Source organism: Cryptosporangium arvum DSM 44712 (genome assembly GCF_000585375.1).
Lineage (GTDB): Bacteria > Actinomycetota > Actinomycetes > Mycobacteriales > Cryptosporangiaceae > Cryptosporangium > Cryptosporangium arvum.
Window position 1 is genome coordinate 3,575,575 of the sequence record NZ_KK073874.1, and the last position, 12,515, is coordinate 3,588,089.

Consider the following 12,515-nt stretch of genomic DNA (forward strand, 5'->3'; position numbering starts at 1 on the left):
GTGATCCGGCAGGCGCTGGCGGCCGGTGGTCTGGTGCCGTCCGAGGTGGACGTGGTCGAGGCGCACGGTACGGGCACGACGCTCGGTGACCCGATCGAAGCCCACGCGCTGCTCGCGACCTACGGGCAGGACCGCCCGGCCGACCGGCCGCTGTGGCTCGGCTCGATCAAGTCGAACATGGGGCACACGCAGGCTGCGGCCGGTGTCGCCGGGCTGATCAAGATGGTGCAGGCGATGCGCCATGGCGTGCTGCCGCGCACGCTGCACGCCGAGACGCCGTCGTCGCACGTGGAGTGGGACTCCGGAGCGGTGCGCCTGCTCACCGAGCCGACGGAGTGGCCGTCGGTGGACCGCCCGTGGCGTGCGGGTGTGTCGGCGTTCGGAATCAGCGGCACGAACGCCCACGTGATCCTCGAGCAGCCCCCGGCTGCTGCGCCGGACCGTGGTGCCCGCGTGACCCTTGAGCAGCCCTCGGCCGCGGCGCTGGACGTGGTGCCGTGGGTGGTGTCCGGGCGGTCGGCGGAGGCTCTTGCCGGTCAGGCGGGTCGGCTGGCGGGGTTCGTCCGCGGGTCGGCGGCGTCGGCCCTCGACGTGGGGTGGTCGCTGGTGTCGTCGCGGGCGCGGCTGGCGCACCGTGCGGTGGTTCTCACCGGGATCGATGGCCTGGACGCGCTCGCCGCGGGCGTTCCGACCCAGGGGGTGGTGACCGGCAGTGTGCTGCCCGACGCGACCCGTCCGGTGTTCGTTTTTGGCGGTCAGGATGCGGCGTGGGCGGGGATGGGCCGGGAGTTGCTGGCTTCCTCGGAGGTGTTCGCGGCGCGGCTGGCGGAGTGTTCGGAGGCGCTGGGCTGGTCGGTCGCTGATGCGCTGGATTCGGACGCGGTCGAGGTGGTGCAGCCGGTTCTGTGGGCCGTGATGGTGTCCACGGCGGCGGTGTGGGAGTCCGTCGGCGTGCGCCCCGCCGCGGTGGTGGGCCATTCCCAAGGTGAAGTCGCTGCCGCGTGTGTCGCGGGGATCCTCTCGCTGGAAGACGGCGCCCGGATCGTGTCCGCGCGGGCGGGTCTGATCGCCTCGAAACTGGCTGGTCGCGGCGCGATGCTCTCGGTGTTGGAGTCCGCGGATCGGGTGCGCGAGCTGATCGCCGATCTGGAGGTCTCGGTCGCGGCGGTCAACGGCCCCCGGTCGGTCACGGTCAGCGGCTCCCCGGGCGCGATCGGCACGGTGGAGCGGCGGCTCGCCGCCCAGGGTGTGATGCGCTGGGCCCTCCCTGGCGTGGACTTCGCCGCCCATTCGGCGCAGGTCGAGGGGTTGCGCCCGGCCCTGCTGGCAGCCCTCGCGAACGTGTCACCCGCAGACTCCGAGGTGGCGATGTTCTCCACGGTGGAGGGCGCCTGGGCCGAGGGCTCCGCGATGGACGCGGAGTACTGGTACCGCAACCTGCGGCAGCCGGTGGAATTCGACACCGCCGTCCGCGGCCTGCTCGCCGAGGGCTACCGGGTGTTCGTGGAGGTCTCGCCGCACCCGGTTCTGGGTGTCGGGCTCAACGACATCGCCGGTGATGAACCCGTCGTGGTGGTGGGCTCGTTGCGGAGGGACGACGGCGGGCTGCACAGGCTGTTCACGTCGTTCGGCGAGGCGTTCGTCGCCGGTGTCGACGTCGACTGGCCGTCGCTGTTCGCCTCGGCGAACCCCCGCCGGGTGGACCTGCCCACCTACGCCTTCCAACGCCAGCGCTACTGGCTCGACCCCGCCCCCACCCACCGGGCACTCACCGACCAGGAACTCATCGACTCCTGGCGGTACCGCGAGGTCTGGTCGCCGCTGCCGACGTCGTCGGCGCGCGCTGAGGGCACCTGGCTGGTCGTGGTTCCGGCGGAGCACGCGGGGTCCGCGTGGGTGTCGCGGCTCCTCGACGTCGTCGGCGATGTGGTGGTAGTGAGCGGTGGCGAACTGCCTGCGGGTGCGTACGCGGGTGTGTTGTCGCTGCTCGGTGACGTGGCGGAGACGTTGTCGTTGGTTCAGCGCCTCGACGGGATCGATGCGCCGCTGTGGTGTGTGACGCGTGCGGTGGCCACCGATCCCGAGCAGGCGCTGGTGTGGGGTCTGGGCCGGGTCGTGGCGATGGAGCATCCGGATCGCTGGGGCGGGTTGATCGACCTGCCGGCCGAGCTGTCGGACACCGCGCTGCAGGGCTTCGCGACCGCGCTTACCGGCGTGGAAGACCAGGTCACGGTCCGCGACTCCGGCCTCTACGGCCGACGGTTGGAGCACGCCGCCGACGTCGAGCGCACCGCGTGGTCCGTGCCGTCCGGACCGATCCTGGTCACCGGGGGCACCGGTGGTCTGGGCCGGGAGGTGGCGCGCTGGCTGGCCGCCAACGGCGCCGAGCACCTCGTTCTGCTGAGCCGCCGCGGTCCGGAGTCCCCGGGCGCCGACGAGCTGCTCGCTGAACTGTCGGACACCCGGGTGACGCTGCTCGCCTGTGACGTGGCCGATCGGGATGCCCTCGCCGAAGTGCTCGCGGGGCTTCCGCCGCTGCGGATGGTGGTGCACACCGCCGCGGTGCTCGACGACGGCCTCATCGAGGACCTGACCCCGGAGCGCCTGGACGGTGTACTCCGGGTCAAGGCCGGTGGCGCCTGGAACCTGCACGAGCTGACGGCCGACATGCCGATCGAGGCGTTCGTGCTGTTCTCCTCCACGGGCGGCGTGTTCGGCGTCCCCGGGCAGGGCAACTACGCGCCGGGCAACGTCTACCTCGAAGCGCTGGCCGCGCTCCGGCACGAGCAGGGGCTCCCCGCGCTCACCGTCGCCTGGGGTACCTGGGCCGGCGCCGGCATGGGCGAGTCCGGAATCGGTGCCACCGCACAGCGGCACGGGTTCATGATGATGCCGCCGCGGCTCGCCACCCAGGCTCTCGCCGACGCGCTCGGGTCGGGGCTGCCGTCGGTGATGATCGCCGACGTCCGGTGGGACCGGTTCGCGGTCGCCTACACCGCGCTGCGCCCGAGTCCGTTCATCGCTGATCTGCCCGAAGTGCGGGCGCTCGCGACCGCCGCGCCGGAGCCGCTCGACGGCCTCGCCGGACGCTGGTCCACGCTGGACGACCGGCAGCGTCACCGCGCGGCGCTCGACCTGGTCCGCGCCCAGACCGCGGCCGTCCTCGGCTACCCCGACGCCGCCGACGTCAGCGCCGCGGCGCCGTTCAAGGACCTGGGGACCGACTCGGTCACCGCTGTCGACCTGCGTAACCGGCTGACCGCGGCGACCGGCCTCAAACTGCCCGCCACGCTGGTGTTCGACTACCCGACCCCGGCCGCACTGGCACAGCTCCTGCTCGACGAGCTCTACGGCGCCGCCGAGCCCGTACCGGCGCTACCGGCAGTGGTCGCGACGACCGACGACCCGATCGTCATCGTCGGCATGGCCTGCCGCTACCCCGGTGGTGTCAGCAACCCCGACCAGCTCTGGCGGCTCGTCGCCGACGGCGTCGACGCGATCACCCCGTTCCCCGCCGACCGGGGCTGGGAAACCGACGCGCTGTTCGACCCCGACCCCGACCGGCCCGGCCGCACCTACACCGCCCACGGTGGTTTCCTCTCCGACGTCGGCGAGTTCGACCCCGGCTTCTTCGGGATCTCGCCGCGCGAGGCCGTCGCGATGGACCCGCAGCAGCGGCTGCTGCTGGAAGCCACCTGGGAGGCGTTCGAGGACGCCGGCATCGACCCCGCGACGCTGCGGGGCACGCCGACCGGCACGTTCATCGGCGCGGGCTTCCCCGACTACGCGCTCAGCGTCCCGGAGGTCGCGGACACCGCCGAGGGACACCTGGTCACCGGCACCGCGCCCAGCGTCATCTCCGGTCGTATCTCCTACGTGTTCGGGCTCGAAGGCCCCGCGGTCACGCTCGACACCGCGTGCTCGTCGTCGCTCGTCGCTCTGCATCTGGCCTGCCAGTCGGTACGGTCCGGGGAGAGCACGCTGGCGGTCGCGGGTGGCGCCATGGTGATGTCGACGCCGGTCTCGTTCGTCGGCATGTCCCGGCAGCGCGCGCTCGCCGCCGACGGCCGCTGCAAGCCGTTCTCCGACGGCGCCGACGGCATCGGCATGTCGGAAGGTGTCGGCCTCGTTGTTGTCGAACGGCTTTCCGACGCTCGGCGTAACGGCCACGAGGTGCTCGCGGTCGTGCGTGGCTCGGCGATGAACCAGGACGGTGCGTCGAACGGGTTGACGGCGCCGAACGGGCCGTCGCAGCAGCGGGTGATCCGGCAGGCCCTGGCCGGTGCCGGACTGACCGCCGCCGACGTCGACGCGGTCGAGGCCCACGGCACCGGCACCGCGCTCGGTGACCCGATCGAGGCGCAGGCGTTGCTCGCCACCTACGGGCAGGACCGACCCGCTGACCGGCCGCTGTGGCTCGGGTCGATCAAGTCGAACATCGGGCACACCCAGGCGGCGGCCGGCGTCGCCGGCGTCATCAAGATGGTGCAGGCCCTGCGTCACGGCCAGCTGCCGCCGACGCTGCACGCCGCGACGCCGTCGTCGCACGTGGACTGGGACTCGGGCGCGGTACGCCTGTTGAGCTCGGCCACCGACTGGCCCGCGCTCGGACGGCCTTGGCGCGCCGGAGTCTCCGCGTTCGGCATCAGCGGCACGAACGCCCACGTACTCCTGGAACAGGCCCCACCCGCCCCGACTCCTGTCTTGGCCCCCGGCCTGGCGACGCTCGGGCAGGCCACGTCTGCGGCGACGCTCGCCCCGGCGGTCGGGCCGGCCGAGTCCGAATCGGCCGCCGCGCCGGTCGGGCCGTCGGGGGACGACGGTGGGGCGGCCGTCGCCTGGGCGGTTTCGGCTCGGTCGGGTGGCGGGCTTCGGGAGCAGGCCTCGCGGCTGGCCGCGTTCTCCGACGAGCGTCCGCACCTGTCCGCGGCGGACGTGGGCTGGTCGCTCGCGAGGACCCGCGCGGCCCTGCCGTACCGGGCCGTGGCGATCGCCGCCGAGCGTTCCGCGCTCGCCGACGCCCTCCGAGACCTCGACGGCCCGGGCATCGTCCACGGCTGGGCGCAGGACCTCGGCCAGGTCGCGATGGTGTTCCCGGGACAGGGGTCGCAGTGGGTCGGGATGGGGCGCGAGCTCCTGACCACGTCACCCGTGTTCGCGGCGCGGCTGGCCGAGTGCTCGGATGCGCTGGGCTGGTCGGTGGCGGACGTCCTCGACGATCCGGCGGTGTTCGATCGGGTCGAGGTCGTGCAGCCGGTGCTGTGGGCGGTGATGGTGTCGCTCGCCGCGGTCTGGGAGTCCGCGGGGGTGCGTCCGGCGGCGGTCGTGGGCCACTCGCAGGGCGAAGTCGCCGCGGCGTGCGTGGCCGGGCTGCTCTCGCTGGACGACGGTGCGCGGATCGTCGCGATCCGGGCGGCGCTGATCGCCGAGCACCTCGCCGGTCGGGGAGGCATGCTCTCGGTGGCCGTACCGCCGGACACGGAGTTGCCGGACGGCGTGGCGCTCGCGGTAGTGAACGGCCCGTCGTCGATCGTGGTGTCCGGCGAGGCCGGGCTGCTGGACGAACTGGCCGCCGCCTGGAACGCCGCCGGCGTCCGTGCCCGCCGGGTGGACGTGGACTACGCGTCGCACTCGCCGCACGTCGACGTGCTGCGCGAGGAGCTGCTGGCCCGGCTGTCCGGCCTCACCCCGGTCGCGTCGGACACCGGGATGTTCTCCACGGTGGAGGGCCGCTGGATCTCCGGGTCCGAGCTGGGCGCCGAGTACTGGTTCCGGAACCTGCGTGAGCCGGTGCGCTTCGACACCGCGGTACGCGGGCTGCTCGACGAGGGGTTCGGCGCGTTCGTAGAGGTGTCGCCGCATCCCGTGCTGGGCGTCGGCCTGACCGACACGATCAGCGCCGCGTCGGCCACGGCCGTCGTCGTGGGCACCCTGCGCCGTGACGACGGAGGCCCGGCCCGGATGCTGACGTCGTTCGCCGAGGCCTACGTCGCCGGCGTCGACGTCGACTGGGCCGCGGTGCACGCGCCCGCCGCACCGCAGCGGGTCGCCCTGCCGACCTACGCGTTCCAGCGGCAGAAGTACTGGCTGGAGCCCGTTCCCGCCGCGCTGGAGCACGACGCGGAGGACACACGCTTCTGGGACGCCGTCGAACGCCGGGACCTCGACGGCAGCGGGTTCGGCACCGACGAACTCGCCGCGCTCGCGCCCGCGCTGCCCGTGCTCGCCGACTGGCGCCGCCGTCACCGTGACCGCTCGGCGGTCTCGGCCTGGCGGTACCGCGAGGTCTGGTCGCCGCTGCCGACGTCGTCGGCGCGCGCTGAGGGCACCTGGCTGGTCGTGGTTCCGGCGGAGCACGCGGGGTCCGCGTGGGTGTCGCGGCTCCTCGACGTCGTCGGCGATGTGGTGGTAGTGAGCGGTGGCGAACTGCCTGCGGGTGCCTACGCGGGTGTGTTGTCGCTGCTCGGTGACGTGGCGGAGACGTTGTCGTTGGTTCAGCGCCTCGACGGGATCGACGCGCCGCTGTGGTGTGTGACGCGTGCGGTGGCCACCGATCCCGAGCAGGCGCTGGTGTGGGGTCTGGGCCGGGTCGTGGCGATGGAGTACCCGGATCGGTGGGGTGGGTTGATCGACCTGCCGGCGGAGCTGTCGGACACCGCGCTGCGGGCGTTCGGGGCCGCGCTGGCCGGAACCGAGGACCAGGTCGTGGTGCGGGACACCGGGCTGTTCGGGCGTCGGCTCGTGCACGACCGCGCCGAGCCCGTCGCGTGGTCCGTGCCGTCCGGGACGATCCTGGTCACCGGTGGGACGGGTGGTCTGGGCCGGGAGGTGGCGCGTTGGCTGGCCGCCAACGGTGCTGAGCATCTGGTTCTGCTGAGCCGGCGGGGTCCGGAGTCGCCGGGCGCCGACGAGCTGCTCGCGGAGCTGTCGGGTACTCGGGTGACGCTGGTCGCGTGTGACGTGGCCGATCGGGAGGCGCTCGCCGGGGCGCTGGCGGGGCTTCCGCCGCTGCGGATGGTGGTGCACACCGCGGCCGTGCTGGACGACGGGTTGATCGAGGACCTGACTCCGGAGCGGCTGGAGGGTGTGCTGCGGGTCAAGGCCGGTGGCGCGTGGAACCTGCACGAGCTGACGGCGGAGATGCCGGTGGAGGCGTTCGTGCTGTTCTCCTCCACGGGTGGTGTATTCGGTGTTCCCGGGCAGGGCAATTACGCGCCCGGCAACGTCTACCTGGAGGCGTTGGCCGCGTTGCGGCACGAGCAGGGGCTCCCCGCGCTGACCGTCGCGTGGGGACCGTGGGACGCGGGCCTGGGCGACGCGGAGACCTCCCGCCGTCACGGCTTCCTGCCGATGGCACCGCGGCTCGCCACCAGGGCTCTCGCTGACGCGCTGGGGTCGGGGTTGCCGTCGGTGATGATCGCCGACGTCCGGTGGGACCGGTTCGCGGTGGCTTACACCGCACTACGGCCGAGTCCGTTCATCGCCGATCTGCCCGAGGTCCGGGCACTCGCCACCGCCACGTCGGAGCCGCTCGACGGACTCGCCCAGCGCTGGGCCGCGCTCGACGCGCAGCAACGGCAGCAGGCCGCCGTCGACCTCGTCCGCGCGCAGACCGCGACCGTCCTCGGGTACACCTCGGTCACCGACGTCAGCACCGACGCCGCGTTCCGCGACCTGGGCGCCGATTCGGTCACCGCTGTCGACCTGCGTAACCGGCTGACCGCGGCGACCGGGCTCACGCTCCCGGCGACGCTGGTGTTCGACTACCCGACGCCGACCGCGCTGGCGCGGTTCCTGCTCGACGAGCTCTACGGCGCGGCCGAGCCCGTTCCGGTGGTACCGGCCGCGGTGGCCACGACCGACGACCCGATCGTCATCGTCGGCATGGCCTGTCGTTACCCCGGCAGCGTGAACAGCCCCGATGAGCTGTGGAAACTCGTCCTCGACGGCGTCGACGCGATCGCGCCGTTCCCCGCCGACCGTGGGAGCAAATCGGATATCCAGTTCGAACCGGACCCGGATCGGCCGGGAGACGCATACACCGTTCGAGGTGGGTTTCTCACTGGAGTCGGCGAGTTTGATCCAGGGTTCTTCGGGATTTCGCCGCGGGAAGCTGTCGCCATGGATCCGCAGCAGCGCCTGCTGCTCGAGGCCTCGTGGGAGGCGTTCGAGGACGCCGGTATCGACCCCACGTCGCTGCGTGGCACGTCGACCGGCACCTTCATCGGTGCCGTGTCGGCGGACTACGGCAGCGACGTGCGGAGCGACGACCCGCACCTGGTGACCGGATCCGCGCACAGCGTCATCTCCGGTCGGGTCGCGTACGTGTTCGGGCTCGAAGGTCCTGCGGTCACGCTTGACACCGCGTGTTCGTCGTCGCTGGTCGCGTTGCATCTGGCCTGCCAGTCCGTGCGGACGGGGGAGAGCAGCCTCGCGCTCGCCGGCGGTGTGATGGTGATGTCCAACCCGGGTGGGTTGATCGCGTTCTCGCGCCAGGGGGGCCTTTCGCCCGACGGCCGCTGCAAGGCGTTCTCCGACGGTGCCGACGGTTTCGGCATGGCCGAGGGGATCGGCGTCGTCGTGGTGGAGCGGTTGTCCGACGCGCGGCGTCACGGCCATGAGGTGCTCGCGGTCGTGCGTGGCTCGGCGATGAACCAGGACGGTGCGTCGAACGGGTTGACGGCGCCGAATGGTCCGTCGCAGCAGCGGGTGATTCGGGCGGCGCTCGGTTCGGCGGGGCTGTCTCCGGCGGATGTGGATGTGGTGGAGGCGCATGGCACCGGGACGGCTCTCGGGGATCCGATTGAGGCGCAGGCGTTGTTGGCGACGTATGGCCAGGGGCGTCGGCGGCCGTTGTTGTTGGGGTCGGTGAAGTCGAACATTGGTCATGCGCAGGCGGCGGCGGGTGTCGCTGGTGTGATCAAGATGGTGTTGGCGTTGCGTCATGGTGTGGTGCCGGCGACGTTGCACGTGGATCGTCCGTCTTCGCACGTGGACTGGGCGGCTGGTGCGGTGGAGCTGCTGACCGAACCGACGGAGTGGCCGGCGGTGGATCGGCCGTGGCGGGCGGGTGTGTCGGCGTTCGGGATCAGTGGCACGAATGCGCACGTGGTGCTGGAGCAGCCTCCGGCGGTGCCGGAACTCCCGGCCCCGACGACCGATGCGCTCGTGCCGTGGGTGGTGTCGGCTCGGTCGGCGGGTGCGTTGCGTGGGCAGGCGGATCGGCTCGCGTCCGCGGTGGTTGGGACGGATGTTCCGGCGGTGGACGTCGGGTGGTCGCTGGTGTCGACGCGGGCGCGGTTGCCGTACCGGGCGGTCGTGTGGGGCACGTCCAGGGCTGAGCTGGTGGGCGCGCTTGACGGTGTTCCGGCCTCGTCCGGTGCCCGTGGTGTCGCTCCGGTGTGGGTGTTCCCGGGGCAGGGGGCGCAGTGGTGGGGGATGGGTCGGGAGTTGTGGGCGAACTCGGCGGTGTTCCGGGACACGGTGACGGAGTGTGCGGAGGTCCTCGATCCGATGGTCGGGGTGTCGATCGTGGACGCGGTGGTCGGCAACGGCGACTCGGCGGTGTTCGATCGGGTTGAGGTCGTTCAGCCGGTGTTGTTCACGGTGATGGTGGGCCTCGCGCAGGTGTGGGAGTCGTTCGGGGTGACGCCGGGCGCGGTGATCGGCCACTCCCAGGGTGAGATCGCGGCGGCCTATGTCGCCGGGGCGTTGTCGCTGCGTGACGCGGCGGCGGTCGTGGGTCTGCGGAGCCGGGCGTTGGTGGCGTTGCGGGGTACCGGCGGGATGATGTCGGTGGCGCTGCCGGTGGATGAGCTTGGTGAGCTCCCGGCGGGGGTGGCGGTCGCGGCGGAGAACGGGCCGTCGTCGACGGTGATCAGCGGTCCGGACGATCTGCTGGACGAGCTCCACGCGCGGTTCACGTACGAGGGTGTGCGTGCGCGTCGGGTGAATGTGGACTATCCGTCGCACGGTCCGCAGGTGGATCAGGTCGCGGACGAGGTGCTGCGGGTGCTGGCCGGGATCCGGCCGATGGTGCCGCGGGTGCCGATGTACTCGACGGTGACCGGGGCGAGGATCGACGGCGAAACGCTGGACGCGTCCTACTGGTTGTCGAACCTGCGGCAGACCGTGCGGATGCGTTCGGCGGTGGAGGCCGCGTTCGTGGACGGTCATCGGGTGTTCGTGGAGATGTCCGCGCATCCGCTGTTGGGGCTCGGCATCGAGCAGACGTTCGAAGCCTGGCAGGGCGGCGACGACGCGGTCGCGGTGGTCGAGTCGCTCCGGCGGGACGACGGCGGCCTTGACCGGTTCGGGGCGTCGCTGGGTGCGGCGTTCGTCGCGGGTGTGGACGTGGAGTGGTCGTCGTGGTTCGCGGGGCTGAACCCGCGGCGGGTGGCGTTGCCGACGTACGCGTTCGAGCGGCGTCGCTACTGGCTCGAAGGCAGTGGAGGACCGGTGATCGAGTCCGACGGATGGTGGGAGTCGCTCGGTGGAGGTGACGCCGGTGCGCTGGCGGCGCAGCTCGCGCTGGACGAGGAGACCGCGGCGGTGGTCGCGCCTGCGCTGAGTGCCTGGCGGGAGCGCCGGGACACGAGCGCGCGGGCGGATTCGTGGCGGTACACGATCGGGTGGAGCCCCCTGGCGACGAGTCCCGGGCGGCTGACCGGGCGGTGGCTGCTGGTCCTGCCCGAGGCGCCGGACGCCTGGGCGGTCCAGGTCCGCGAGGGTCTAAGCACCCACGCCGACGATCTCTCGATCGACGACGACGGAGAAACCTACGACGGCGTGATCTGTCTGGCCGACGACCCGCTGGACGTCGCTGTGGCGCTGCGGCGCACGGACGGTCCGGTCTGGTGCGTGACCCGCAACGCCGTGGCGACGCAGCCCGGCGAGATCGTGGACCCGGCACGGGCGATGATCTGGGGTCTGGGCCGCGTGGCCGCGCTGGAGGAGCCGACCCGCTGGGGCGGGTTGATCGACCTTCCCGACGACGTGGACGACCGGATCGCCGCCGGCCTGGCCGGGGCGCTCGGCGGCGTCGAGGATCAGGTGGCGGTCCGGCCCACCGGAACGTTCGGCCGTCGCCTCCGTCACGCCCCGACCGGCTCGGTCCCGACCGCTGCGGCCCCGACCGGCGCCGCGAACGGCGCGGCTACCAACGGTGCGGCCGCGTGGCGGACTTCAGGGACCTGGTTGATCACGGGTGGGACCGGCGGTGTTGGCGCGGTCGTCGCCGGCTGGTTGGCCCGCTCCGGTGCCGAGCACCTCGTCCTGATCAGCCGCCGCGGCCCGGAAGCGCCCGGCGCTGCCGACCTCGTCGCGCGCCTGCAAAGCGACGGCGCCGAAGCGACAGTGGTCGCCTGCGACGTCACGGACCGGGCGGGCCTCGCCATGGTCGTACAGGACGCCGGACCCCTGCGCGGCGTCGTGCACGCCGCCGCCGTCTTCGAGGGCGACGCGCCCGTCAGCGAGCTCACCACGGAGGGGCTCGCCGGGATCACCGGCCCGAAAGCCGACGCCGGGCGGACCCTGCACGAGCTCACGGCCGACACGTCGCTCGACGCGTTCGTGCTGTTCACGTCCGGTGCGGGTGTCTGGGGCGGCGGCGGCCAGGGCGGTTACGCCGCGGCCAACGCCTACCTCGACGCCCTCGCCCAGTACCGGCACGGCCTCGGCCTGCCGGCCACCGCCGTGTCCTGGGGAGCCTGGGGCGGCGCGGGAGCGGCCGCCGACCCGGCCGTCGTCGAAGGCCTGCGCCGACGCGGTGTCCTGCCGATGCCGTCCGAGCAGGCCCTCGCCGCGCTCGAACAGGCGCTGACCGGCGGGGACACCGCTCTGACCGTGACCGCGATGGACTGGCCACGCTTCGCCGAGACGTTCACCGCCGCACGTCCCAGCCCGCTGCTGTCGGACCTGCCCGAGGTCGCCGACGCGCTGCGCGACGACACCGGCGAGCCGGCCGGCGGCTCGCCGCTGCGGCACGAGCTGGCGCCGCTGCCCGCGGAGGATCGGGTCAAGGTGCTGCTGCGGACCGTCCGCTTGGAGGCCGCACGCGCCCTCGGGCACGACGGTGCCGACGCGATCCCGGCCGGCCGGGCGATGCGCGACCTCGGGTTCGACTCGGTGACCGCCGTCGAACTGCGTAACCGCCTGCGCGCCAGCACCGGCCTGCCCCTGCCCGCCGCGCTGGTCTTCGACTACCCGACGTCGACCGCGCTGGCGCAGCACCTGCACGGCCTGCTGTTCCCCGACAGCAACGGCGCCACGCCGGCCGACCCGGACGCGCAGATCCGTGCCGCGCTCGCCACCGTCCCGATCGCCCGGCTGCGCCGCGCCGGCCTGCTCGACCTGATTCTGCAGGCAGCCACGAACGACGACAGCTCGGACCCGGCCCCGGAAGCCAGCACGTCCCTCGACGACATGGACGGCGAGAGCCTGCTGCGACTGGTCTCCGAGAACACCACGCCCTGATGCAGCCTGGAGAGCGCGATGACCACTCCCGATAGCCAGTA

General features: G+C 72.8%; 1 protein-coding gene (running past one end of the window). It reads left to right on the forward strand.

The window, feature by feature from the left end; all coding sequences use genetic code 11:
- Positions 1-12,474 carry the end of a type I polyketide synthase gene (locus tag CRYAR_RS50180; RefSeq protein WP_035851737.1) on the forward strand. Its footprint begins 31,053 nt before the window's first position, so the window shows 12,474 of its 43,527 coding nt (coding positions 31,054-43,527); its start codon lies off the left edge, out of view; its stop codon occupies positions 12,472-12,474.
- The last annotated feature ends 41 nt before the right edge of the window (positions 12,475-12,515 follow it).